This window comes from Paenibacillus peoriae (assembly GCF_022531965.1).
Taxonomy (GTDB): Bacteria; Bacillota; Bacilli; order Paenibacillales; family Paenibacillaceae; genus Paenibacillus; species Paenibacillus polymyxa_D.
Genome location: NZ_CP092831.1, coordinates 4,943,179 through 4,967,761, shown reverse-complemented (window position 1 = coordinate 4,967,761; position 24,583 = coordinate 4,943,179). Strand labels below are relative to the sequence as shown.

Here is a 24,583-nt window from a genome sequence, read left to right as displayed (position 1 = left end):
ATGACAACCTGCCAATGATAAAAGCAGAAAAGATTGATGAAAGGAGGTGAAGGCGCTTCTGAACGTCTCGGATCGTGTTTTTATAAAAATATGCGCTGATGTGGAAGAAAATCTTAGGGAGGAAACAGAATATGAGCAAGCAGCGTACATGGAAAAAGGTGCTATGTAACGTGGTTGTGGGTTCATTGTTGTTGACCTTGTGCCCGCCACTAATCCAAGCGGAGACTGCGGTAGGAACAGAGAACGCAAAGGGGGCAAAAGTGGCGACGGATATTCCGGCTTTTCCGGGGGCTGAGGGTGGCGGTAAATATGTTACCGGTGGACGCGGAGGTGAAGTGTATGAGGTTACCACGCTGGCAGACTACGGCAAAGGGGAGCAGATCATTCCCGGATCTTTTCGCGCAGCGGTCAGCTCCGATAATCGGACGGTCGTATTCCGGGTGGGTGGAACGATTCATCTCAAGGAGCCACTTAAGATCTTGGGAAACAATCTGACGGTTGCGGGTCAGACAGCTCCTGGCGACGGTATAACTGTAAGCGATTACACAACAGGGATTGAAGCAGATAACGTCATTCTCCGTTACCTGCGTTTCCGATTGACCGACCGTTACCCCAGTGAGGATGACGCATTGGGAGCCAGATACCATAAAAACATAATGATTGATCACTGTTCCTTTAGCTGGTCGGTGGATGAGGTACTGAGCCTGTATGACAACGTCAATACAACGGTACAATGGTCCATTGCGTCCGAAAGTATGCTAATGACTACGCACCAGAAAGGTCGCCACGGCTATGGCGGCATATGGGGTGGACGAAATTCCACCTATCATCATAACTTGTTGGCTCACAATGCAAGCCGTAATCCGCGTTTTCCAACCGATAAAAAACAAATCGACGCTGTGGAAATGACCAATAATGTCATTTATAACTGGGGATTTTTCTCCTCATACGGCGGTGGTGAAGGATCGTATAATGTGCTAAATAACTATTATAAGTATGGCCCTAACACATATGAGGGCGTTCGCGGTCAAATTTTTGTAGACGTGGGTAGTAAAAAATATAAAACACGCATCTTTATTGGTGGTAACTATATGTACGGCAATGACTCGGTTACGAAAGACAACTGGCAGCTTGGCACATCCATTGGGTCCATTATTGATCCGTCCACCCGTTTGGCGGAGCCGATTGAAGTCAGAGGGGAATACGACAACGGAATCTCACCCGATGCGTACGGTCCATATCAAGCGACAGATGCACAAACCGCATATACGGAGGTGCTTGCCGGCTCAGGAGCCACGCTGCCAAGAAGAGATGCGGTGGACGCCCGAATTATGAATGATGTGAAGAATGGAACGGGTGCATTTATTAACTCTCCGCGTGAAGCAGGGTGGATTTATGACGATTCTAACGTAACGACGACGGAGCTTTCTGACAGTGACCATGATGGAATGCCGGATGAATGGGAACGTGCCCATGGGCTGGACCCCAATAATGCAGATGATCGTAACGGTCAGGGGCTTGCCGGCACAGGGGCGTATGCTCATTTTGCCAAGGGTTATACGAATCTGGAGGTCTATTTAAATGATCTTATTGAGAAGCTGTCGAATGGAAATGAGGTGAATAATCCAGAGGCTGTCGTTCAGGTGTCGGATGCAAACGGACGTTCACTAAAGCATAACGATATTTTGGAAGCAGGCCGGGATGCGACCATAACAGCAACAGCCAAGGACAAAGATGGTATTGCTCATGTTGAATTTATCATTGACGGCAAACTCGCTGGAAAAGTAGAGACTGCGCCTTATCAAATGAATTGGAACCATGTGATGGACGGGACCCATTATATTATTGTACGGGTGACCGACCGCAAGGGGAATGCTGCATTTTCCAATCCTGTTACCATTCACGTCAATACGACTGCGCCGTCGGGAAGTTGGCTCAGCGAAGAGATTGGCTCTGAGGGCAATGCTGGTTATATAAAAGGGCATACTCAGGTCTTAAAAGAAGATGCAAGCGGCAGCAGTATAAGACTGAAGTCAGCGGGAGACGTTGACGGTAAGGCAGATATTTTCCATTATGCTTATCAAAAATGGGAAGGTGACACTAAAATTACAGCCCGTGTGGAACAAATTACCCCAGTGGATGATAACGCCGAAGCGGGTGTAATGATTCGTGAATCGCTGAAGCCTGGATCCAAAATGGCCTTTATGTCTTTAGCATTTGTTAAATATGGCAAACAGGGTATTCTTATCAGTCGTGATCAAACGGAGGGTAAGACAAAACGTGCGTCAATGGAGACGTTTATTGCAACGCCATATTCGGTACGTCTTGTACGACAAGGACAAAAGGTTACCGGCTGGGTATCCGCAGATGGTGTGACGAACTGGGAGAAGGTTGGTGAAACGGTTATAGATGTGCCGGATCATCAACCGCTATTGTTCGGGTTGGCTACTGATGCATCCAAACCACAAAACGATGTATGGAATTACAATACGTCGGAATTCAGCCATGTCACCATCCGCAACCTGACAGACTCAGGAGGAACTCGTCCTACTAGTGTGGTGGTAGCGACCTATGGTCCTGCTGACTTTACATCTCTCCAGGCAGCTATTGACGCAGTCCCTGACGACAGCAATACAAGGACAGTTATCCATCTCAAAAACGGTACGTATCGTGAGAAAATAAAGGTGAATTCCTCTAAGAAAAACCTGAGTATTATCGGAGAAGATCGGGATAAAACGATCATTGCTTTTGATGATACGGCCAAAACCGTGGTGGATGGAAAAGAATTAGGAACAAGCAACAGCTATACCATGCGTGTGCAAAGTCCTGATTTTGTGTTGGAGAATGTCACGGTTGCCAATACAGAAGGAACCGGACAGGTGCAGGCTGTAGCGTTATATGCTGAAGGCGATCGTGGTAAGTATCACAATGTCAAAATTACCGGCCTACAGGATACGTTGCTTGTGAACCGTGGCAGACAGTATTTCAAGGACAGCTACATCAGTGGCAGTGTAGATTTTATATTTGGCAATGCACCCGCTGTGTTTGATAATTCGATCATACACAGCCTGCGTGCCGGATATGTGACAGCAGCTTCAACAGAAGAGAACAAGCCGGGCTTTGTATTTATTCAATGTCGTCTGACAACAGAAAATGGCTTAACAGGCAAGGTGGATCTCGGACGGCCATGGCGCCCTCACGCTCATGTTACTTTTTTGAAGACCTATATGGATGACCATATCAAGCCGGGCGGCTGGAATAATTGGGGCAAGGAATCCAATGAGCAGACCGCAAGATTTGGAGAGTTTGATAACTTTGGACCAGGTGCAGGAAGTAGCGAACGTGTACCTTGGGCCAAACAGCTTACTGCCGATGAAGCAAGCCAGTACACCGTTGAAGCTGTTCTGAGTGGACCAGATCATTGGGATTGGCGTCTTTAAATTTGATGTTCAGTGGTTAAGCGGGGCAAGCGCTTCTAGCGTTCAGCCTCGCTTATTTCTATCGTTTGAGTGGAGGATACATATTTAATTTTTAGGTATTGAAAATACTTGTTTATATGGTAAATGTTTGCTATGTTTAAAGTGTATTTATTTCAAATTGTAATTTATTTTTGATTTTGGAGGTGTAACGTATGGCACGTGTGTTAGTAGTGATCACGCCTGCTGAAGGCCATGTTAATCCGACACTAGGATTAGTGAAAAGGTTGGTAGACAGTGGGGAGGATGTTGACTATGTGTGTACGGAAGAATATCGTACGAGAATTCAACAGACAGGAGCGCAGATGATCACCTACCCTTTTGTGGATGATGCTTTTTCCAAAGACTCTGATTTAAAGCCAGCAGAATACAAACATCATTATCAATTTGTATACATGATGGTAAAAGGTATGATTCTTCCGATTATTCCAGAGGTTTTGAGAGTTATTGAAAACAGAACCTATGATTATTTAATCTATGATTCTTTGATGGGTTGGGGAGGCACGATTATTGCTGAGAAGCTAGGAATTCCTGCTGTATGCTCTATCGCTTCTTTTGCTTTCGTAGAGCCATTGGGATCGGGGCAAGGCATGAATGACAATGATCCGGAGGTAAAAAAGTTATACACGGCTACGATGCAAATAACGCATCAACTAGCTAATGAGCTTCAGGTTGACGCTCCGGCTATAGAAGAGATTGCTCCTCATGGCGGACACTTAAGAATCGTTTATACAAGCCGCTATTTTCAACCGCAAGCCGAAAAACTGGATCACAGTTTTATTTTTACAGGTCCTTCTATTGTACCGCGTAAAGATGCTCCTTCCTTCCCGTTCGAACAACTTCGTGTTCTGCATCCACAGGCGGTGTACATTTCAATGGGTACTATTTTGAATAAAGACTTGGAATTTTATAAGCTTTGTTTTGCAGCATTTCGCGATTTGCCTGTGCAGTTTGTGCTGTCTTCAGGCAATTATACAGACATGGAGCCATTGGCCTCGTGTATACCTGACAATTTTATAATCAAGCCTTATATTCCGCAATTGGAAATGCTCCAGCATGTGGACGCTTTTGTTACACATGCGGGGATGAACAGTACATGTGAAGCACTGTATTACAATGTGCCGCAGGTCATGATTCCTTTAACATCGGATCAGCCCATCGTAGCTAGTCGGGTGCAGGAACTGGGAGCGGGTGTTGTTGTGGATAAAAATGAGCTTACACCCGCTAGTTTGAGAGCTGCCTTATTAGAGGTATTGAGTCATCCAACCTATAAAGAACAGGCTCATGTGATTGGCGAATCATTACGCCAGGCTAGTGGGTACAGTCATGCGGCAGATACAATCATGAGCCATTTCTCCACCATAGAAAAATAAGCGGCAGTCTATATACTGTGATTCCTTTCTTTTAAAGTAGCAGATTTTTCAAACTCTAGTTTCTTTGAAATCGCCAGAAGACCAAGGGAGCAGATGATTAGGGCCAAACAGACCCAATAGGTATTTCGGTAACCAATCCATTGAGCGGTTAATCCGCCCATCAAGCTCCCCACCAGTCTTCCGATGGTTGTCGCATTGGAATATAGCGTCGATGCGTACCCTGGAAGAGAGGGCAACAAATCCTGCATGTAACTAATGCCAATGGCAGAAATCACTGCAACAAAGAAGGCTAGAAGAAGCTGCCCCACGAATAGCTGCCACATCTCCGTAGACATAAGGACAAGGAGATAATAGACAACTCCTGTTAATGCTCCTAAAAATATAAGCAAACGGTTGGAGTATTTAGCTGCTAGTACGCCTAGCATGAGCATCAAGGGTATTTCTACAATTGCGCAAATACTGGATACTAGAGCAACGTCACTCGTGTCGCCTTGTAAATTGTGAATGATGAACAAGGAAATATTCAAATTATTCATCCAGTGAGACGTATAGAGCAGAGTAAGAACGGAAAAGGGAATCAGAATCTCAATATTTTTATGTAATGTAATGTGATGAAGTGAAAGTTGATTGTTATGTTTAAGTTGAGCGGGAGGCTGCTTGATAAAAAAGAATAGAAGCACAGCAATGAGAACAAAAATAGAGGTCGTTCCCATAAAGATACCCTTAAAGCCCGTATGTGCAATCAAAAAGGAACCAAAAAGCGGCCCGGTAATAAAGCCAAGAGAAAACATAGACCGAAGCGTTGAATTCGCAAAGGCGTGATCCGCAGATTTACTGCGATTTACTGCTTCACGTGCACTGGCAAATAACTGCGGCATCCCAGGAGCACCAATGGCCGTAAAGATCGTCATATAAACAAAAAGCACATAAAAATTTTGGATTACAAGATATCCTGCAAAGGCTACGGCATTAAATAACGTGCAAATTACCAAAATTTGTTTACGGTCTAAGCCGGTATCAGAACGTTTAGCAATCAGAGAGCTTATCCATATGCCACAAATCAAAGTCACCGCTGTAAACACACCAAAGGTTCCTACAGATACGCCAAGTGTACTTGTAAAATATACAGCTAAAAAAGGTGCGCTGATGGATATAGCCATGCCTTGCAATAACATGCAGATCATGAACAATGGGTAGTTAGGTATAACAAAAAGATTTTGAATACGCTTTAGCATTTCATTTTTACACCCCTTCAGATTTAGAAGCAGAATAATACATACCTATCCCATCTAAACTACATATGACTATAGCATAATTTGTATATTTACATAGTGTAAAATATTATATATTATTTTTCACTTATTTGAGCAGGTCATATGCAAGGTCATATACAGGCAAAGATACAGTATCAGGAGTGGGGTGTAGATGTGTATGCGGAATTCTCCTGTAGAATTTGCCTTAAAGACTGAAGCGATCTACGAACTGCTTAATCAGTTCATTCAATGATCCGGCGGCCTTCGTAGGAAGGCGGTGATCGACTTTTTCAATGAAAACAAGCTCACTCTTCGGTAATTGTTGATGCAATATTTTGGCATAGGGATGAAAGTGCTTATCCTCTTCACCATAAACAAGCAGGACGGGAAGCTGGATTTCCCCGAGCCGTGAGGTGCAGTTGTACTTCAAGCTGTATCGATAATATTGCTCGACATTCCTGGGATTTCCCTGCTTCGCATCGCTGAATAACTTACGTAACAAAGATAGCTGTTTCGTTTGTGACCAAGCAATAGAAAGGGCAAGTGTACCGACTGCACCGATTTTGGAAAGAGCAATGCCCAAAGAAATTTTGTTTCTTAGTCGCCCTTCGTTTACTTCTGACATTCCACTGATAACAATGCCTCCCCATGCCCGATCTGGATAAGTCAAGAGGAATTCAAGTACTATCGAGCCTCCGGTAGAATATCCACACAGAAATACTTTATCAAGGCTCATCCGGTCCATCAAATGTTTAATATCCTTGACAATGAGAGGGTAAGTAACCGTTTGCTCGGAAGGCTGACTTTTACCGTGTCCTCTGATATCAAAAGCTATAGTTCGAAAATGGGGCGAGAGTCCTTGGATTTGGTATGTGAAATTTAAGCTTGTGAGTACTGGAGGGTGAATGAATAGGATGGCCATTCCTTCACCGGAATCCATATAATGCATGGAGTATTCGTTTATGTTTGTAGTCGTCATGGTTATGTTCCCTCCCTGAATGGTTTGATCTTAAATTTGGCCTATTAGATCCAAAAAATTCATGGAGGTGTAACTTTAATTGCTTGTATGAGATACCTTTGTCCCGATGATCCAATGCAGGAATAATTTTTTTAGTACAAGAAAAAAATAAGAGGATCAAGTTTTTCTAAGAAAGGGACACATACATGGGCATGAAAAATAAAGTTACCATAGCACTAGTGCTAGGTTTATTGTTGTTGGTCTTGGGGTGTAGAGCGGACTCCAGTCAACAGCTAAAACAACAAAGTGTGAAGCCACCTATCACAGTAAATCAAATGGGCAAAAAACCTGTCATTGTGATCTTGATTGATTCTTTAATGGATAAGCCTTTGCAAGATGCAATTCAAGAAGGCCGTGCACCCGCAATGCAATATCTCCTAAATCAAGGGCAATATTTTCCGCATGTAGTGAGTTCATTTCCCACGATGTCTGTGACAATCGACAGCACATTATTAACGGGAACGTATGCAGACCAACATCATGTGCCCGGACTCGTTTGGTACAGCAACCAAAAGAAACGCATGATTCTCTACGGCAATGGTGCCAAAGAAGCCTTAAAGATAGACCAACTACAAGTATTCTTAGACGCAATTTACCAATTAAACCAAGTCCATTTGAACAAAAAAACGAAAACCATACATGAGGAATTGGCTGACAAAGGAAAAGAATCCGCGTCCATCAATGCTATTGTCTTTAGAGGGAAAACGAAACATGCCTTAAAAGTGCCTGACTTCATAGCGAATAGCAACAGGGTGCCAGAAAAAATGATAGTAACAGGGCCTAAATGGTTATCTTATGCAGCTCTGGCACAATTGAATCCGAAAAATAACTGGAATACTCCTTTGTGGAAAAAATTTGGGATGAACGATGAATTTTCCGCAAAAGATGCCGCTTTTCTAATCAGCCAGAAGAAACTTCCAGACGTAACCATCACATACTTTCCAGAGAATGATAATTTGGCGCATAGAAAGGGCCCGACTCAACTGGAGGGAATCGAAAAAGCAGATCAAGCACTGCAAACTGTGTTGAACGCATATGGTTCGTGGGAACAGGCTGTAAACAATGCGATATGGATTGTCATGGGTGACAGTGGACAAAGTGCGGTTTATGATGATCGACAGGCAGCAACGGTTGATATAAGGCCTCTTTTGAATCATTACCGCATTGCAAAATTAAATCAACCCGTAAGAACTGAAGACCAAATCGTGATTGCCGCTAATGAACGAATGGCGTATATCTATGCGATTAACGATAAGGTGGAGTTATCTGACGTGGTGAAGTTTTTACAAAATGAGGACAAGCTCGACATTATCGCTATGAAAGATGGTAAAAACAATATTCATGTTACAAAGGGGAAAACGGGTAAGCTGTTTTCTTATCATCCCGGTGGAAAATTCATCGATGAATATGGACAATCGTGGACCTTGTCGGGCGAAGAGGACCTTGTGGATATTAAGGTGAATAACAACCGGATCAAGTATGGAAAATATCCAGACGTATTGGCGAGGCTACACGGGGCAATGAATTCGCATGAAGGAAGATATGTTGTCGTCACGGTCCAACCCGGATATGAACTCGTCGGTGAAAGTTCTCCCACCCACATTGGAGGAGGGGCTCATGGATCGTTGCACGAAAAAGATTCCCTTGTCCCATTAATTATTTCTGGAACGAATACACGGCCTAAAACACTGCGAATCGTTGATCTAAAAGACTGGATTATGCAATTGGTGAACGAATAAGTATTATTCGTTATTGATATTAAACCCGAGCTCCATTAGTATATAAGCATATGGTTATATGAGTGGAAGGGGGTCACACATTGGATCAACTAGGTTATGTAGCCGATCATTTAAAGCTATTGGGCGATAAAACTCGACTGGCTATGCTTTCCCTGCTAAGAGAAAGAGAGTGGTGTGTTTGCGAATTTGTAGATATCTTTGATATGACGCAGCCAGCAATTAGCCAACATTTGAGAAAATTAAAGTCGCAAGGAATTGTAAAAGAAGAGAGACGAAGTCAGTGGGTATACTATTCCTTAAACGTAGACGACAAGCCGCATATTCAAGCTGTTCTTGAGCGTATGCCAGACTCCAAGCAAATTTTAAAATGGCTGAATAAAGAGGAGCCGATCACATTTTGTGAACCGGATTCCTCAGCTTGTTCATCCTAAAGACTGTTCCGTGTATCTCCTTGAGGGATAACGGTGCTATTATATAAGTATATGTTTATAAGGTAATATATTGGAGGTTTAGAACATTGATTTTGTTGGCATGCATTATATTTTTAGCCACTTTAGTATTGGTGATCTGGCAGCCTAAAAATCTGTCCATCGGATGGTCTGCCTGTGGCGGTGCCATACTCGCCTTGCTGGTGGGTGTCGTCGATTTGCATGATGTTTGGGAAGTTACTCATATTGTCTGGAATGCGACACTGGCTTTTGTAGCCATTATTCTGATTTCGTTGGTGCTTGATAAAATCGGCTTCTTCGAATGGGCGGCGCTTCACATGGCACGAGCTGCGCGAGGAAGCGGAACCCGGATGTTTGTTTATGTGACCATTCTTGGCGCCGTTGTTGCTGCTTTTTTTGCGAATGACGGTGCGGCCTTAATACTGACACCGATTGTACTGGCGATGGTTCGGGCACTTAAATTGGATGAGAAAATGATTTTTCCTTTTATTATAGCGAGCGGTTTTATTTCAGACACGACGTCGCTTCCGCTTGTGGTCAGCAACTTGGTCAACATTGTGTCAGCCGATTTCTTTGGGATCACCTTTATGGAATATGCGAGTCGCATGATTGTACCTAATTTATTTTCTTTAGCAGCCAGTATAGGAGTACTGTATCTTTTTTTCCGTAAAAGAATTCCGAAAACGTTTGATGCGACACAATTAATCAGGCCTGCGGAAGCGATTAAAGATCCAAAGATGTTCCGTATGTCCTGGATCGTTCTCGCGGTTTTGTTCGTTGGCTACTTTGCATGCGAATTTTTTAATATTCCCGTTTCGGTGGTGGCTGGTATTATTGCTATCTTTTTCTTATTGATGGCGCGTAGAAGCCCTGCAGTGCCGATGAAAGAAGTCATCAAGGGTGCTCCATGGGCTATCGTATTTTTCTCCATCGGAATGTATGTTGTGGTGTATGGTCTACGTAATGCCGGTTTGACGGATCTGCTGGCCCATGTGATTCAAGCGGCTGCCGGTCAAGGTATGTTTGTGGCCACCATGGGCATGGGTTTTATTGCGGCGATTATCTCGTCGGTCATGAATAACATGCCTACGGTCATGATTAATGCGCTTGCCATTGATGCCACCCATACAACTGGTATGGTCAAAGAGGCGTTGATTTATGCTAACGTCATTGGTTCTGATCTGGGACCGAAAATAACTCCGATCGGTTCATTAGCCACGTTGTTGTGGCTGCATGTGCTCCGTTCGAAAAACGTAAAAATTTCTTGGGGGACTTATTTTAAGACAGGCATTGTCTTAACCATTCCTACACTTTTTATGACCCTACTGGGCTTATATCTATGGTTAATCATTTCATAATGGAACATTGAAGGAGACGGTAATGATGGAAAAAAAGACAATTTACTTTTTATGCACTGGTAACTCTTGCCGCAGTCAAATGGCAGAAGGCTGGGCCAAAAAATACTTGGGAGACCGTTGGAATGTATACAGTGCGGGTATTGAAGCACACGGCCTTAACCCTAAAGCGGTGCAAGCGATGAATGAAGTAGGGTTGGATATTTCCGGTCAAACTTCAGATATTATAGATCCTGCTTTGCTGAACAGCGCGGATTTGGTTGTGACCTTGTGCGGAGATGCTGCTGATAAATGTCCTATCACACCTCCGCACGTTCGTCGTGAACATTGGGGATTTGATGATCCGGCTAAAGCACAAGGAACAGAAGAAGAGAAATGGAGCGTATTCCAGCGTGTACGGGATGAAGTAGGGGCTCGTATTCGGAAATTTTCGGAGACTGGTGAATAAACAAGGTACACAGCTTAGGTATAGTATTACAGCAAGCACGCCTCCTTAAAGGGGTGGTGCTTGTTTGGCGTTTTTCTCCTTCACAGAATACTCTTCCAACACCTTTGTTTTATCTCCATAGATCCTATCCAAATGATCTTCTCCCCATAAGCAAAAACGATCAAGCAGATCTTTAAAATCCCATCCATATTCACTAAGCTCATATTCCACTTTGGGGGGAACTTGGTTATAAATGATGCGGTGGATGATTCCATCCTTTTCAAGCTCTCTAAGCTGTTGGGTGAGCACTTTTTGGGTGATTTTCGGAATGAGTTGACGAAGTTCGTATGTACGTTTTCTGCCGCTGGTTAAATGGTGTAGGATAATGCCTTTCCACTTTCCACTGATGACCTCCAAAGTTGCCTCGATCCCGAGCATATAGGTTTTGGCTTTGTCTTCCATAGACTTTTCCCCCTCTCCGATCTGTAGTACAAAAAGCACTAAGGAACCTTAAAGTACCTACAGTACATTGAAGTGCGTACTTCACACTTTAATGTATAACATCCATAATAGCATCTGTAGACAGGGTTCACCAATTATGAGGAGAAAGAAGGTTACGGATACATGAAAGTTTTATTGGTCGTCACGCATCCTAGAGAAGATTCACTAACCCTTGCGGTCATGAATCGTTTTGTAGAGGGATTGAAAGAGAATAAGCACGAGGTAGATATTTTGGACTTGGATCGGGATGGATACAATCCGGTGTACAGCGCTGCAGATGAGTTGGATTGGAATACGACCCATAAACAATATGCTCCTGAAACACGGAAAGAGATGGATAGAATAGTGGCTGCGGATGCTCTGGTCTTTGTGTTTCCATTATGGTGGTATAGTGTCCCGTCCATGCTAAAAGGGTACCTGGATAAAGTGTGGAACATAGGTTTACTTCAGGAGTTCACGTCAAAGCAGGTTCTGTGGATGTGCTTGGCGGGGGGGACGAAAGAACATCTGATCAAGTATGAATATCACGATTTGGTTACTAATTATTTGAATAAAGCCATTGCTGGTTACGCAAGAGTAAGAGAGTCCAAGGTGGAGTTCTTCTATGATACTTTATCCGAATCGAAAGAATACATTGAAGGTTTACTGGAGCACGCTTATCAATTAGGTCGGGCATATAAGTGAATTTTATTCTGATAACAATGATAATTTAATATTATTGAGGATTTTACAAAATCCTGATTATAAAAAAAGGGTTAAGGATCGTTAGACGGCACTTAACCCTTTTTTATTTTGTAGACGAGACTCTATCCTTTTATAGGCTCGTGCATAGGTGCTGATGGTGCCCCTTGCATAGATAACCCGCCGCCAGTTGTGCTTGCTGGAACAACGGGATGTGGTAATCCCTTTTCAGAAGCAGTGCCCGCAGTCTGCTTGGCCAGCTTCTGTTTCTCCCATAGGGCTCTGGCGATCACCAGCAAGGAGAGTACACCCACATATAGTAACAGAGAACCGAGTTCGGGAAGCATCTCCTGCAAAGGTGCACCACGCAGACCCATAGTGCGCAGGAATTTATACATCCATACAAAGGGGAAGAAATCACCGATTTGAATCGCTAAAGGTGGAAACAGTGATCTGGAAAGAACAGCCCCTGATAGAACAAAAGCAGGCATGAGTATCATCACCATTCTGCCAATGGCTATTCCCGGATGTGCAGCGCCCCATGCAACCAGGACATTGATACAAACGGTACCGAATACATACAGGACAACTGGAATTATAAAGAGAATTGGATTGGCCTCGAAACGGCCTCCCCCAAACACTTTAAGCATCCCTAGAGAGAAGATTAAGCCAGCCGTCGAAAACAGCGTATAAGGAAGCATACGCAGCAGGATGTTGAACGGATTTTGCAGCTCAGCAGCCAGCCTCTTGGAAACCCGGAGTCTGGCGACCAGAGGTAAGCTATTTATATTCAGTATCATAAAAGAGAACATACAAGTGAATGCAAGTATCGTCGTATTCTGATAGTCATTCGTTGGATTAAACATGGAACGCACTTCCAAGGCGATACCATTGAGGGCCCCTTGAGCCTGTTCTGCGTTCATCCCGGTTTTCAACATAGCTGGAACAGACAGTTCCATATTCTCGGAAACGCTAATTTCCTGCATAGCTGTACGAATCGAAGTAATAGATTGTACATTGGTATTATCGAGAATGAGACCCACGCGGCTGGAGAGGGAACGATTGTGATTGTCCTCTAAACCATGCGGCAATGAAATAACAGCCAAATATTGCTCATGATAAAAATACTGTTCAGGGTTGTCCGTATACGAAACAATCTCAGCTACGTTCATATACGGGGAAGCATTTATTTTCTGAATGAACTCACGGCTGTAAGCTGTGTTATCTTGATCCACCACTACCACGTTAGCGTCGTTAATTTGGCTGCTTGGGAGCAACAGTGAATACCCCAGTACGGCAATCAATGGGAAGATAATAGCTATAATCGGATACTTGGAGTGAACCAGATACGACCATTCATCACGAAGAGATTTCATTTGTATTCACCTCAACTGTCATGCCTGGTAGCAAAGCTGCTTCTCTTGTTACATATACACGTATCTGGAATGTAGCGGTATCTGCTTCTCCTTTTTCACGGGACATCTTCACATTAGCGAATTGTGGTGCAGCAGTTACATAGCGTACCGTACCTTTCAAGTCCTTATTGAGACCAGAGATATGAGTTTTAATTTCTTGATTGGCCTTGAATTTCCCCGCTTGTTCTTCATTCACATAGAGATCGTAATATAAATCGTTGGTTTCCAGGGTAATCACAGGAGCACCTTGCGCCACATTTTCGCCGACTTTGGTACTAATCGAAGTCACCTTGCCATCCTGTGGTGCTTTTAACACCAGGCGTTCTTTTTTGAGCAGCAACGTTTTAAGCTGAACTTCCTGTGTGTCTTTTTGTTGCTTTAAAAGGTCAATAGCCAGCTTCTGATCTGCCAACTGTTGACGACTCTGCTGAATGGTTTCCAGCTGGGTCTTGGAACGATCGACGGACAATTGGGCACCGCGAATTTCTTCCTCGGCTTGTTTTACCGAAACGGCTGCTTGTGTCGTCTGTTCACTGGCCTGCATACGTTCTTCAGAAGTGGCACCATGAAGTAGCTTTTGTAGAGCCTCTTTTTGCTGACTCAACTGATTTGTCGCTAAAGTCAAAGAGGATTCGGCATCATCCAACGCTGCTTTGGATGCACTTCCTGCATCATAGAGTGCTTTATTACGCTTATAGTTGGTCTGCGCAGTCTGAACGTTTTTGGTTGCTGAGGCTACAGCAATTCGTTGCTGCTGAACATCTTCATCCCGAACCCCGTTATTGACCTGTTGTTCCGCAGCAGTGGCTTGACGCTCAGCCGCTTGTGCCCGCTGCAATGCTGCCTGACTTTTACTCTCAGTCACTTGAGCTTGCGCGATATCTAGCTGTGCCTGTTTTTCCTGAGTTGCTGCCCGTGTATAGCCTAAATTGATGGATTGTTGTTGTTGGCTGATTTGCGTATTGAACTGGGCAATTTGTGTCCGCAGCTGCTCAATTTGCAGATCCACATCTGTGGAATCCAAAGTCATAAGGACAGTTCCTTTTTTCACCTTCGTTTCTTCTGTTACCGGGATGTTCAGGACTTTGCCTCCTACTTGTTCAAAAGATACATGAATGCTATCCGCATTTAGTGTTGTGCCTTTAACGGATCGCGAAGCATTGACTTGATCTTGTCCGTTGGTCTGGAGCAGGAAACCCCCGCCGATCAGACAGGCGATAGAAATGAGAGGGATGATGAGGCTAGTGGCTTGTGTGCGATTCATGGGTAATACGCTCCTTAGATTCATAAAATGGGTTAAACATAGACTCGAATAAATATCCTGATATGTACATTTTATTTATTCTTTTATTTAATAATTTAAAAGTTAGTCGGCTAACTAAAACGCAAAATTAAAACTTATTCTGGTTTTGCTGCTTTATATATCTCTTTTGCTTGAGGGATGCCACTTTCTATTTTTTGCAGTAACGTCAGGAGCAATTCCTTTTCATCGGTGGACAGGTGGCTCATCAGTGTGGAAGTGCTTGTAAAATGTATAGGCAGCAGTCTTTCCATCATTTCTGTTCCTTGTTCGGTCAGTTTAACAATGCTCATACGGCGGTCGGAAGGATGAACAGATCGAATAATAAGCCCATCGCGTTCCAGGCGGTCAAGCAGACCGGTAACAGTAGGCTTGCTAACCCCTACTTTCTCCGCAAGCTCTGTAGCCAGCAATCCTGTATGGATGTTGCGGTACAGAAGAATTAATATTGAAAATTTCCCATGAGATATACCGAACTTCTCAAAGCCCTCAAAGCTGACTTTAAAGACGCTGGAAGATACCCGCATAAAAAATAGCATAGCTTCTGTTGCTCTTACATCAATCTCGGGGATACGCATAGAAAATTCTTGTAGCGCCTCACGAGTGGGCAAGTCCCGTAAATCAAAATCCATAAGGTTCTCCTTTCTTCTTACAGTATGTTCCAATCAATAAATTAGTTAGCCGACTAATCTTAATCTATTCAAAAATGAATTTCAAGCTAAACTTTGTTAATCGTCATGCACATTTCTCACCAAATGGAGGTTGTTCGTGCCATGGTTCAAGCTTTTCCCTGCATTGATATTTACAATGAATTGCTTGATAATAAGTGAATATCGCACGAGACAAAGAACCCAAAAGTGAGGAATCTGGAATGACGACAAAATTATACTACACTGCTCCGCATCTTACGGAGTGGGACACTCATATTACACGAAGCATGGAAAGAGACGGAAAATATTTGGTTATGCTGGAGGAAACGGCCTTCTATCCGCATGGCGGAGGCCAGCCTTGTGATACAGGAACCATTCAGGGCGTTCGGGTATTAGATGTTGTCCTCGAAGATGGGGACATTTGTCATCAGGTAGAGCGTTTGCCGGAGGATCGGAAAGTAGCCTGCCGATTGGATTGGGAACGCAGATTTGATCATATGCAGCAGCATAGCGGGCAGCACTTGCTGTCAGCGGTTTGTCTAGAGTTGTTGGGTGCCCGTACGGAAAGCTTTCATCTGGGACAAGAATATGACACGATTGATGTGAACTGTTCGGATATAACGCCTGCGCAGCTATCGGCAATCGAGCAGGAAGTAAATCAGCAAATCTATAGTAATCGCAGCATAAAAAGTTATTTTGTAACCCGTGAGCAATTGAAGGACATTCCGCTTGTGAAAACGCCCAAAGTGACAGAAAATATTCGGATTGTCGAGATCGAGGGCATTGAATATAATGCTTGCGGTGGCACACATGTAGCTCAGACCGGGGAAATCGGGATCATTAAATGCTTAAAATGGGAGAAGCAGAAGGGGATGGCAAGAATCCATTTCAAATGTGGCGTTCGCGCACTCCAGGATTTTAACGATAATGTTCAGATATTGGACGTGTTATCTACGAAGTTCAATACCGGGCGAAAAGATATTTTGACCCGATTCGAAAAGTGGGAGCAGGAGCATAAGCAGCTTAAGGCGCAAGTGGAGCTCCTACAAGAGGAAAATGCTTCGTACCAGGCGAAAGAGTTGCTATCTGCTGTGCAGGGGCATGTTCTTGCTCATGTATTCGAACAAAAATCCCTGCAGGACATGCAGCAATTGGCTACCAAGCTGACAGCTGAGCATGATTTGCTTGTTCTATTTGCCACAACAGCAGAAAACAAAATCCTTCTGGCACATAACGGCACCCAGTCTGTTAGCTGCGGAGCATTTTTGAAAGAGAATCTGGGGGCATTTCACGGTAAGGGGGGCGGTAGCAACCAATCAGCTCAGGCTGCATTCCCGTCCCGTGAAGACCTTTTGAATTTCTTTGAAACGGCCCAGCGCCAGTTCGTTCAGGGCTGATGTAATGGAGGATTAGTGGCGTAGGGGAAGCTTCCACTTTTCCTTTTCCGTAAATAAAATAAAAGAAAAAATAAGTGCAACAACAGCGCCCCAAACGGCTTTATCCCCAATTGTCAAAGTTAGAAATCCCCCCAGCAAGGCTCCTACCAAGAAGGCTGCCAGGATGACACCATAACGCATCGCTCGAATGGCAGCGTTCGTGTCCTTGGTCGTTACGGCGACATACACAGCCTCGATAGCTGATCGGAGGTTACCGGTGCTGACCGTGGAGGTGTACGGCACATCAATGAGCTTGCGGAAGGAAGTCATTTGCACGGAAGCGACGAACGAGACGATCACCACCACTACCGTATTGGGAACTCCTTGCGGAATCAATCCCACGATGAAAAAAATCGCAATTTCCAGTAAAAGAATTGCGCGGGTCCAGTCCGGAGTTAAACGGTGGGTTGATTTTCGTTTAATCCCTTCAGCAACAAAAACCCCCAGTGAAAAGGCGATCAGGGGCGGGATATAGGATAACGCCTGAATCCAGTGCCCCTGAATGACTTTGACAGCCAGCAGCACGATATTGCCTGTCTGTGCGTTGGCGAAAACACCGCCTCTTCCAACAAAGGTATATGTGTCCAAAAAGCCCCCTACTAATGATAGTAAGGCGCCCAGTCGCAACGATTCGGACGTTACCTGATGTAAATGTATTTTGCCTTTCATAAACACGGCATATAAGCCTCCTATGCTAAACGTCGATTGTTTAAAGCTAACACGAAAATCCAGGACCATACAATTAAATTAATCACTTTAGCATGAAAATGACACAAAGAAGCCACATCAGGTCCCATACAATAGAAAGGACGTGATGCGGCTTGTTGAAGTGCTGTTTAAAGTGCCATCTGGAACTTCGAGAATGTGCTTATTGCAGAGCTTGAACGAGGGCTGCGCCGAATTCCTGTGCACCATCTGGGCCATCGGCTGTAATAATGTCACTATGCGCAACGACATGCTGAGCGAGATATTCGGCTTGATGCACTTGAAGCTGATCCTTTTGTACATCCACTGGATAGCATGTAGCCGTTCTACCAGAGAGTAGTCCGGTTTGAGCCACGGCTACAGAGCCTGCGCAGATGCCAGCCAATAAAGTTTTTTGCTCATGGGTTTGTTTCAGCAAAGCTTGGAGATCCGCGTTATTCCACAGATGATCATTCGTTCCTGAGCCACCGATCACAGACACCACATCATAATCAGCCAGCACAGCGTTTGTAAAAACAAGATCAGCTGTCGCTTTACCGTTGTAGTCACCCGTGATTTCGCCTGTTTTTGTACTAGCTAGGGTCACGGTAACGCCTGCTTGCTCCAGCGCTTCCTTCGGTTTAAACAATTCATCCTCATTAAAGCGCTCTGGGGGTATAATAAAAAGAGCTTTTTTACTCATACTTTATTCCTCCTTGAATGTGTAACATTATCTACTATTGTAGGATGGTTTCGTCAGGCTGTGAAGAATGCACTTTCAAGTACGGAGGTTACCTAAAGGTTACTATTAGAGGGCAAGACCATGATGATTTAGAAGGAGTTAATTATATATGTCTGATACACTAAGAGAAGAAATACGGGAGAAGATCGTCAACGGGGACTATAACTGCGAAAAGGAACTGACCCTGTCAGTGTTAAGCGGAAAGTGGAAGGTTGTTATTTTATGGCATTTGGGCGTAGAAGGAGCGCACCGTTTCAGTGACCTGCAAAGGCTGTTTCCAAAGCTGTCGCATAAAGTGCTGACCAATCAGCTGCGGGAGTTGATGGAGGACGGTATTGTGCACCGGGAAGTGTATCCCGAGGTACCTCCAAAGGTGGAGTATTCGATGACCGAGCTGGGGATGACGATTTTACCCATTGTGGAGATGATGTATGACTGGGGGAAAAAACGGGTGCAATCCATTCGTGAGGAGATGCAGCGCAGCGGTGAGGGAAACGTTTAAAGTTCCTTAATATGAAAAATAGAACGCCTTGCACTATGAGTACAATTGTACTTAGAGCAAAGGCGTTCTTTGACATGTTAGCAGTCTGTGTTTTTATCATATTAGTCTAGGAACAATAGCGGTAGCCGTGAAGCTGCTTCAATAAGATCATTGCTGTTCAAGTAATGGTAGAACCTCAATCCAGCGTGTAGCCCAAGTACCGATATGGTCAAACAAAGGAGCTAAATCGCGTCCTTTATCCGTAAGAGAGTATTCAATCCGTACGGGCTTCTCAGGATAAACCATACGTTGTATGATTCCTTCTTCCTCCAGCTCTTTCAAACGGTCCGAAAGGACCTTTCCACTTAAATTAGGAATTGAATTCTCAATAGCGACGAAACGTTGCGGACCATTCGTTAGTTGAAATACGATCAATACCGTCCAACGCTTACTCAGTAGTTCCATAGCCTTTTCAAACCGTGGACACATCTGCGGAATGTTCATGTGATCACCTCATGCTTATTATTAACGATTCACTGTTAAAAGTAAATGATTTTACTTTACATAAATTTATTACTTGACGAAATGATATGATATAAATATACTTTGTTACATAAAGTAACTTGTTAGCTTTGAGACGGAGCTTAAGATATGAATACTTAAAATTTAAACTTAATTTGATGTTATTTTTGATATTATTAATGATGTAATTAAATGAACAGGTACGAACTAATCGTTGAGGTTATGGTTTGGGTGTAGGGGGAAGTCGGATGAAGCTGGAATGTGAAGTGTGCGTAGTTGGAGGGGGACCCGCAGGGACTTTGTTGTCCTGTCTACTGGCGGCGCAGGGTGTATCCACGATATTGATTGAGCGGCAGAGCATAGCGGGAAAGGCCTTTCGCGGTGAAATCTTGAATGATGAGGGTCAGGAAGTGATCCAAAGGCATAAGCTGCTCGAACAAATTCATGAGAACTATGTTCTCGCCTCCACAAGGATCGAATATTGGGGGCATCAGCGGCAAGTGAAGACGGTCAAGCCAGTATCAGTTGATGGTAATGTGGGGGTTCATATTCCACAGCCTCGATTTTTGGAGGCTTTGCTCAAACAGGCGTCAACCTACGAGTCCTTCCGTTACCTGGCGGGTACAACTGTGACTGCGTTGGAAGGTAACAGCGAGCAGGGGTACACGGGCTTGACCGCCCGCGATAAGAACGGTCATGAGATCACGATTCACAGTTCGTTGATTGTAGGGGCAGATGGTCGCTATTCGACTGTGCGCAAGCTGGCGCAGATGCCTGTGACGAACATTCGACACGGCTATGATCTGCTATGGGCGAAAATTACGGCACCTGCTGGGTGGGAGCCCGTCACTCGTCTGGCATGGGTCAACGGAGGACAATTGGCTTTATTCTCGCAGGCTGAGGGCTATATTCAAATTGGCTGGAATGTGGAGGAGGGTAGCTTTCTAACCCTGTTTAAGCAATCCTTTGAACCATTTATACAACGGTTTACAGAGGCTTTTCCAGATTTGAAGCATAGTGTGCATGATCATATTCGTTCATGGAAGGACTTCGTACCGTTGGATATTTTCAGCAGTCGTAGTGACACCTGGACGCAGAACGGACTGGTCCTTATTGGAGATGCGGCGCATACCATGACACCTACCGGAGCTTTTGGCTTGAACGCAGCTTTGAAGGATGCCGATGTGCTAGCCAGTGAGCTTCTTCGTTTACGACAGAAGAGCTATACCGCCGGAGACCTAAAGGCGTTCGAAGACGGACGACGGCAGGCTGTCACCGAGCTTCAGGAACGGCAACTGACGATGGAATCCACGTTTCATGAACATTTCTTACACAGAGTTCAATGATTTATGACCCTAACAATAACGATTAGCCTTTGAAGAATTAGGCATTTTCTATATAGAGCTTATATAAAGGATGGTGCAAAGAGATGAACCAAAAAGATGTAGCTACGCTACTTAACGATAAAATTCAAACCGTTCGTGGAGAACAATCTTCGACGATTTTGGTTGGACCGATCAAGCTGCCAGTTAATTTGGAAGGGGAAACGGTTGTTTTTCAGTGGTACTGCTGGTTGCCTGTACGGGATGAGGAAGATCGTCAGGACTTACTGAATGCCACCGCTGAGACGATTGTGAAGCGATTGTCCACACTGGATTTGGCAGAGGGACAACAGTCAAGCGTTTTGGTGTACGGCGATCTCGAGCAGTCGGAAAATGCATTAGTTCGCATGCATAGTATTTGCCATACTGGAGATATTTTTGGTAGCAAGCGTTGTGATTGCGGATTTCAACTCCACCAGTCCATGAAAATGATCGTGGAACATGGAACGGGTGCATTGTTCTATCTGGCTAACCATGAAGGCCGCGGAATTGGTTTGTTTAGTAAAGCAATGGCTTATATTCTGCAGGAAGAAGGCATGGATACCGTGGAAGCCAATCATCAATTGGGTTTTGAAGATGATACACGCAACTATGCGGATGCCATTAGTGTGCTCCGTCACCTGAGACAAAAGCCGGTAACCCTGATTACAAATAATCCTAAAAAACTGGATGCCTTGAAAAAATCGGGTATGAATGTGGCGGGTCGTATGCCGCTCTGGGGCGATGTGTCGCAATATAATGAACGGTATTTGAATACAAAAGTGGAACGATCCGGCCATTTGCGGGATTCCGATCTCAGGGAGGTTCTATGACCACTCACGAAAAATATATGCGCCTGGCACTGGAAAATGCCAGAAGTGCTAAAGGGCAAACAGAACCGAATCCGCTCGTCGGATCAGTCATTGTCAACAACGGCCGTATCGTTGGGATCGGCGCTCATCTGAAGCCCGGCGAGCCACATGCCGAGATTCATGCGTTGCGTATGGCGGGTGAACACGCTCAGGGAGCGACGATTTACGTAACGCTGGAGCCGTGTTCCCATCACGGCCGGACAGGCCCGTGCGCGGAAGCGATTGTGAAGGCTGGCATTCGTCGAGTGGTGATTGCAGCGCTGGACCCGAACCCGCTGGTTTCCGGCAGAGGGGTGCAGATTTTGAAAGATGCAGGCATTGAGGTCATTGTCGGCGTATGTGAGCAGGAATCCATCCGCATGAATGAAGTGTTCAATCAATATATCGTGAGCAAGCGTCCTTTTATTACGATCAAATCAGCAGTAACGCTGGACGGTAAAATTGCAACTCGAACCTCTGAAAGCAAGTGGATCACATCTGAGGCTGCACGGGAGGATGTGCATCGTCTTCGTCACGAGCATGTAGGAATCCTGGTCGGTGTACAGACCGTGATTCATGATAATCCTCAGCTTACGACTCGTCTACCAGAAGGACGGAATCCGATTCGTATCATTCTGGATAGTAAGCTTCGAATTCCATTGGATGCTCGTGTCATTACAGATGGGGAGGCTCCGACCTGGATATTCACAGGACGGGCCTACGATGAAGGCAAGCGAAGCCAGCTGGAACAGCTGGGTGTAAAAGTATATCCGACACAGGATGAAAACAGCGATCGGGTTAACCTGCCGCAAATGTTGGATATTCTGGGGGCAGCGGAGGTGTCATCGGTGTTCGTGGAAGGCGGAGCCGAAGTGAACGCTTCGTTCGTGCAGCAAGGGCTGGCAGACAAGCTGGTGCTGTATATGGCGCCGAAGCTGGTTGGAGGACGTGCAGCCCCGGGATTTCTCGGGGGAGAAGGCGTGTCTGCGATGAGCGATGCGGTGGCATTGCATGATTTGAGCGTGACACAGGTTGGTGTAGATTGGAAAATAGAAGGGTATTTTGAGCGGGGAAAATGAGTGAGTTGTTTTCGGGTGGAGGAGGCGCTTCGCGGAGAGGTTGATCTTCCGATCGCTGTTGTAGTGGGATTCTTCGGATTGTATGAGAGATTTAAAGGTAAGAATCCCACTGCAAAGGCGAACGCTTCCGCTTCTCCAGATTCAACCCCTTCGCTCCGCTGCTGCCCACCGCAAAGTCACTCTTTTTCCGAAATGTTGTGGAGCATGGGAAGGGCATAAGAAACTAAATACTCAAAAACTCAAAGGCTCAAAAACTTATAAATTCAAAACAGAGGATCTGAAGGGCTAAAAGGCCTGGAGGATTCTTTTTTTATATACTAAACGTTTATTAGGGTGAATGGTTAATGGGATGAATAACTTATAGGGTGAATGTCTTATGGGGTGAGTTTGAAAACATAATTACGCGAATGTCTACCACTGGATCTATAATTTGGATGCTGTAGGCAACATCGACCGCAGCATCACCGCTAATTCACCTATTTATGCCGTATTTCATAAAAACGGGGTAAAAACTTATGTGGCTTACAATTTTACAAACCAGTTCAAAACGGTAACCTTCTCAGATGGGCACAGTATTATCGTGCAGCCGAACAGCTTTAATACCGGAAATGGAAGCGGCGGTGGCAATCCGCAACCTGATACGGAGGCTCCGTCCATCCCGACGAATGTACGAGTTACGACCAAAACGGCATCGACAGTCACTCTGGAGTGGGATGCAGCTACAGACAATGTTGGCGTTGCGGGGTATATCGTTTATAAGGACGGGGCACAGGCGGCAGAGATAAGCGGTATTTTCGCTTCAATGACAGGGCTAAATGCAGCTTCCACTTACAGCTTTACCGTTAAGGCTCGCGATGCAGCTGGTAACCTATCTGCAGCAAGCCATGCTGTATCGGTAACTACGGAGGCAGCATCTGGCGGTAATGAGGGCGGCGGAGAAACGGAGGATTATAAAGTAGGAGCTCGCTTTGTCAGCGATCGTGAAGCATTGCTTCAATTTACACCCAAAACAGCCTCAGCCTATGTTGACGTGCATTATACTTTAACGGGTGGACAACAGCTCAATTACCGGATGACCAACAACGGCGGTGTCTGGGAGCAGCGGGTAACAGACCTCGATATCGGGAAGGGTGTCAGCTATTGGTTTACCTATGAAAAGGCGGGATTGCAATACGAGACCCCTCCATTCAGCTATACACACCAGCAGATTGCCTCAACAACGACAGACGTTCCAGAACTTCCAACACCAGGCGCTGATCCCGTTTTCGAAAAAACATCCTAGTGGATCAGGCCTAAGATACGAACGCGACTAGTTAACTATAGAGAGAAAGACACGAGGGAAGCACATATGCTTCTCCTGTGTCTTTTTCGTTTTTTATAGGGTCGTAATACTTTCGCCATGTTCGCGAGTTCTAGATTACGCGATAATGATAAAGGCTGATACAGGAAGATATTACCGAGGCGCGGATTTCCAAAGGTCCCGCAGTGCCTGCCCTGATGGGGTCAGGTATCCTGTAAACTTGCGTATCCACCAACAATTAGGGTTCGATTCCCAATCGCCTTCCACGCGACTTCTGGTAGAGTATTCGAATGATCGAATAAAAACAATGAAAAGACCCGGATAAGAGCATCCCATGTCTGGTCTTGATGACAGATACCGGGGCGATGGCTATGCGGCCAGCGGATACCGGAGAGAGCAAGCGCCGACAGGGCCCGAGGCTTCGGAGATACGGATTCACAGTCGATGTTGGGCTGATGAATCCCATCCCTAGAACACGAAAACAGGCGGT

Annotated in this window: 21 protein-coding genes and 1 pseudogene; 13 read left to right on the top strand and 9 right to left on the bottom strand. The window is 44.9% G+C overall.

Annotated features, from left to right (window positions below; all coding sequences use genetic code 11):
• Positions 1 to 131 precede the first annotated feature (131 nt).
• A complete protein-coding gene (locus MLD56_RS22080) occupies positions 132 to 3,440 on the top strand; it encodes a pectinesterase family protein (protein WP_029519346.1) in 3,309 nt (1,102 codons plus the stop codon).
• Positions 3,441 to 3,631: 191 nt separating this feature from the next.
• Positions 3,632 to 4,849 (top strand): macrolide family glycosyltransferase, encoded by a 1,218-nt coding sequence (locus tag MLD56_RS22075; RefSeq protein ID WP_029519345.1) that lies wholly within the window; start codon positions 3,632 to 3,634, stop codon positions 4,847 to 4,849.
• 8 nt (positions 4,850 to 4,857) lie between these two features.
• On the opposite strand, the gene MLD56_RS22070 is transcribed toward MLD56_RS22075, so the two are convergent.
• A complete protein-coding gene (locus tag MLD56_RS22070; RefSeq protein WP_029519344.1) occupies positions 4,858 to 6,084 on the bottom strand; it encodes a sugar efflux transporter in 1,227 nt (408 codons plus the stop codon).
• Between the two features lie 223 nt (positions 6,085 to 6,307).
• Complete coding sequence (locus tag MLD56_RS22065) at positions 6,308 to 7,081, bottom strand: alpha/beta fold hydrolase (RefSeq protein WP_029519343.1); 774 nt, start codon at positions 7,079 to 7,081, stop codon at positions 6,308 to 6,310.
• 185 nt (positions 7,082 to 7,266) lie between these two features.
• On the opposite strand from MLD56_RS22065, the gene MLD56_RS22060 reads away from it, so the two are divergent.
• The 4 genes from MLD56_RS22060 (at position 7,267) to arsC (ending at position 11,111) form a co-directional block, all read left to right on the top strand.
• Positions 7,267 to 8,859 carry an alkaline phosphatase family protein gene (locus MLD56_RS22060; protein ID WP_029519342.1) on the top strand — a complete coding sequence of 531 codons (1,593 nt, stop codon included), beginning with the start codon at positions 7,267 to 7,269 and terminating at the stop codon, positions 8,857 to 8,859.
• A gap of 80 nt (positions 8,860 to 8,939) precedes the next feature.
• Positions 8,940 to 9,290: an ArsR/SmtB family transcription factor gene (locus MLD56_RS22055; protein WP_029519341.1), complete on the top strand. Its 351-nt coding sequence runs from the start codon at positions 8,940 to 8,942 to the stop codon at positions 9,288 to 9,290.
• A gap of 86 nt (positions 9,291 to 9,376) precedes the next feature.
• Complete coding sequence (locus MLD56_RS22050) at positions 9,377 to 10,666, top strand: arsenical efflux pump membrane protein ArsB (RefSeq protein ID WP_029519340.1); 1,290 nt, start codon at positions 9,377 to 9,379, stop codon at positions 10,664 to 10,666.
• A 25-nt stretch (positions 10,667 to 10,691) separates the two neighbouring features.
• On the top strand, positions 10,692 to 11,111 hold the full coding sequence (gene arsC, locus MLD56_RS22045; protein WP_029519339.1) for an arsenate reductase (thioredoxin): 420 nt from the start codon (positions 10,692 to 10,694) through the stop codon (positions 11,109 to 11,111).
• A 45-nt stretch (positions 11,112 to 11,156) separates the two neighbouring features.
• Here arsC and MLD56_RS22040 read toward each other — a convergent pair whose 3' ends face one another.
• Positions 11,157 to 11,552, bottom strand: a complete 396-nt coding sequence (locus tag MLD56_RS22040; RefSeq protein ID WP_013373192.1) for a winged helix-turn-helix transcriptional regulator — start codon at positions 11,550 to 11,552, stop codon at positions 11,157 to 11,159.
• A 162-nt stretch (positions 11,553 to 11,714) separates the two neighbouring features.
• Here MLD56_RS22040 and MLD56_RS22035 point away from each other — a divergent pair, with 162 nt between their 5' ends.
• Complete coding sequence (locus MLD56_RS22035) at positions 11,715 to 12,275, top strand: NAD(P)H oxidoreductase (protein ID WP_029519338.1); 561 nt, start codon at positions 11,715 to 11,717, stop codon at positions 12,273 to 12,275.
• A gap of 122 nt (positions 12,276 to 12,397) precedes the next feature.
• Here MLD56_RS22035 and MLD56_RS22030 read toward each other — a convergent pair whose 3' ends face one another.
• From MLD56_RS22030 to MLD56_RS22020, 3 genes are all read right to left on the bottom strand, one after another.
• The gene (locus MLD56_RS22030; protein WP_029519337.1) at positions 12,398 to 13,648 is read right to left on the bottom strand and encodes an ABC transporter permease; all 1,251 of its coding nucleotides are present in this window, start codon (positions 13,646 to 13,648) and stop codon (positions 12,398 to 12,400) included.
• Entirely contained in the window at positions 13,632 to 14,951 is a 1,320-nt protein-coding gene (locus tag MLD56_RS22025) for an HlyD family secretion protein (RefSeq protein WP_029519336.1), read from the bottom strand. Before MLD56_RS22025 ends, MLD56_RS22030 begins: the two co-directional genes overlap by 17 nt.
• A 134-nt stretch (positions 14,952 to 15,085) precedes the next feature.
• On the bottom strand, positions 15,086 to 15,619 hold the full coding sequence (locus MLD56_RS22020; RefSeq protein WP_029519335.1) for a MarR family winged helix-turn-helix transcriptional regulator: 534 nt from the start codon (positions 15,617 to 15,619) through the stop codon (positions 15,086 to 15,088).
• A gap of 239 nt (positions 15,620 to 15,858) precedes the next feature.
• Here MLD56_RS22020 and MLD56_RS22015 point away from each other — a divergent pair, with 239 nt between their 5' ends.
• A complete protein-coding gene (locus MLD56_RS22015; RefSeq protein WP_029519334.1) occupies positions 15,859 to 17,034 on the top strand; it encodes an alanyl-tRNA editing protein in 1,176 nt (391 codons plus the stop codon).
• 12 nt (positions 17,035 to 17,046) lie between these two features.
• Here MLD56_RS22015 and MLD56_RS22010 read toward each other — a convergent pair whose 3' ends face one another.
• Entirely contained in the window at positions 17,047 to 17,748 is a 702-nt protein-coding gene (locus tag MLD56_RS22010) for a YoaK family protein (protein ID WP_029519333.1), read from the bottom strand.
• A gap of 193 nt (positions 17,749 to 17,941) precedes the next feature.
• Complete coding sequence (locus tag MLD56_RS22005; protein WP_029519332.1) at positions 17,942 to 18,460, bottom strand: DJ-1/PfpI family protein; 519 nt, start codon at positions 18,458 to 18,460, stop codon at positions 17,942 to 17,944.
• A gap of 148 nt (positions 18,461 to 18,608) precedes the next feature.
• On the opposite strand from MLD56_RS22005, the gene MLD56_RS22000 reads away from it, so the two are divergent.
• Positions 18,609 to 19,001, top strand: coding sequence for a winged helix-turn-helix transcriptional regulator (locus MLD56_RS22000; RefSeq protein WP_013312050.1), 393 nt, complete (start codon positions 18,609 to 18,611; stop codon positions 18,999 to 19,001).
• A 147-nt stretch (positions 19,002 to 19,148) separates the two neighbouring features.
• Here MLD56_RS22000 and MLD56_RS21995 read toward each other — a convergent pair whose 3' ends face one another.
• Positions 19,149 to 19,484: a winged helix-turn-helix transcriptional regulator gene (locus MLD56_RS21995; RefSeq protein ID WP_029519331.1), complete on the bottom strand. Its 336-nt coding sequence runs from the start codon at positions 19,482 to 19,484 to the stop codon at positions 19,149 to 19,151.
• Positions 19,485 to 19,750: 266 nt separating this feature from the next.
• Between MLD56_RS21995 and MLD56_RS21990 the strand changes: the two genes are divergently transcribed.
• The 4 genes and pseudogenes from MLD56_RS21990 to MLD56_RS21975 all read left to right on the top strand — a co-directional run.
• Positions 19,751 to 20,848, top strand: a complete 1,098-nt coding sequence (locus MLD56_RS21990) for an FAD-dependent monooxygenase (RefSeq protein ID WP_029519330.1) — start codon at positions 19,751 to 19,753, stop codon at positions 20,846 to 20,848.
• A gap of 83 nt (positions 20,849 to 20,931) precedes the next feature.
• Positions 20,932 to 21,696: a GTP cyclohydrolase II gene (locus MLD56_RS21985; RefSeq protein ID WP_029519329.1), complete on the top strand. Its 765-nt coding sequence runs from the start codon at positions 20,932 to 20,934 to the stop codon at positions 21,694 to 21,696.
• Complete coding sequence (ribD, locus tag MLD56_RS21980) at positions 21,693 to 22,793, top strand: bifunctional diaminohydroxyphosphoribosylaminopyrimidine deaminase/5-amino-6-(5-phosphoribosylamino)uracil reductase RibD (protein WP_029519328.1); 1,101 nt, start codon at positions 21,693 to 21,695, stop codon at positions 22,791 to 22,793. Before MLD56_RS21985 ends, ribD begins: the two co-directional genes overlap by 4 nt.
• A gap of 403 nt (positions 22,794 to 23,196) precedes the next feature.
• Positions 23,197 to 24,075 (top strand): annotated as a pseudogene (locus tag MLD56_RS21975) (fibronectin type III domain-containing protein); the annotation flags it as partial.
• Positions 24,076 to 24,583 lie beyond the last annotated feature (508 nt).

Excerpts from the sequence above, each read along its gene's own strand:
- MLD56_RS22070 (WP_029519344.1), bottom strand. The coding sequence starts at position 6,084 with ATGCTAAAGCGTATTCAAAATCTTTTTGTTATACCTAACTACCCATTG.
- MLD56_RS21990 (WP_029519330.1), top strand. The coding sequence starts at position 19,751 with ATGAAGCTGGAATGTGAAGTGTGCGTAGTTGGAGGGGGACCCGCAGGG.
- MLD56_RS22060 (WP_029519342.1), top strand. The coding sequence starts at position 7,267 with ATGGGCATGAAAAATAAAGTTACCATAGCACTAGTGCTAGGTTTATTG.
- MLD56_RS22030 (WP_029519337.1), bottom strand. The coding sequence starts at position 13,648 with ATGAAATCTCTTCGTGATGAATGGTCGTATCTGGTTCACTCCAAGTAT.
- ribD (WP_029519328.1), top strand. The coding sequence starts at position 21,693 with ATGACCACTCACGAAAAATATATGCGCCTGGCACTGGAAAATGCCAGA.
- MLD56_RS22080 (WP_029519346.1), top strand. The coding sequence starts at position 132 with ATGAGCAAGCAGCGTACATGGAAAAAGGTGCTATGTAACGTGGTTGTG.
- arsC (WP_029519339.1), top strand. The coding sequence starts at position 10,692 with ATGGAAAAAAAGACAATTTACTTTTTATGCACTGGTAACTCTTGCCGC.
- MLD56_RS22005 (WP_029519332.1), bottom strand. The coding sequence starts at position 18,460 with ATGAGTAAAAAAGCTCTTTTTATTATACCCCCAGAGCGCTTTAATGAG.
- MLD56_RS22035 (WP_029519338.1), top strand. The coding sequence starts at position 11,715 with ATGAAAGTTTTATTGGTCGTCACGCATCCTAGAGAAGATTCACTAACC.
- MLD56_RS22000 (WP_013312050.1), top strand. The coding sequence starts at position 18,609 with ATGTCTGATACACTAAGAGAAGAAATACGGGAGAAGATCGTCAACGGG.
- MLD56_RS22025 (WP_029519336.1), bottom strand. The coding sequence starts at position 14,951 with ATGAATCGCACACAAGCCACTAGCCTCATCATCCCTCTCATTTCTATC.
- MLD56_RS22015 (WP_029519334.1), top strand. The coding sequence starts at position 15,859 with ATGACGACAAAATTATACTACACTGCTCCGCATCTTACGGAGTGGGAC.
- MLD56_RS22040 (WP_013373192.1), bottom strand. The coding sequence starts at position 11,552 with ATGGAAGACAAAGCCAAAACCTATATGCTCGGGATCGAGGCAACTTTG.
- MLD56_RS21985 (WP_029519329.1), top strand. The coding sequence starts at position 20,932 with ATGAACCAAAAAGATGTAGCTACGCTACTTAACGATAAAATTCAAACC.
- MLD56_RS22065 (WP_029519343.1), bottom strand. The coding sequence starts at position 7,081 with ATGACGACTACAAACATAAACGAATACTCCATGCATTATATGGATTCC.
- MLD56_RS21995 (WP_029519331.1), bottom strand. The coding sequence starts at position 19,484 with ATGAACATTCCGCAGATGTGTCCACGGTTTGAAAAGGCTATGGAACTA.
- MLD56_RS22075 (WP_029519345.1), top strand. The coding sequence starts at position 3,632 with ATGGCACGTGTGTTAGTAGTGATCACGCCTGCTGAAGGCCATGTTAAT.
- MLD56_RS22020 (WP_029519335.1), bottom strand. The coding sequence starts at position 15,619 with ATGGATTTTGATTTACGGGACTTGCCCACTCGTGAGGCGCTACAAGAA.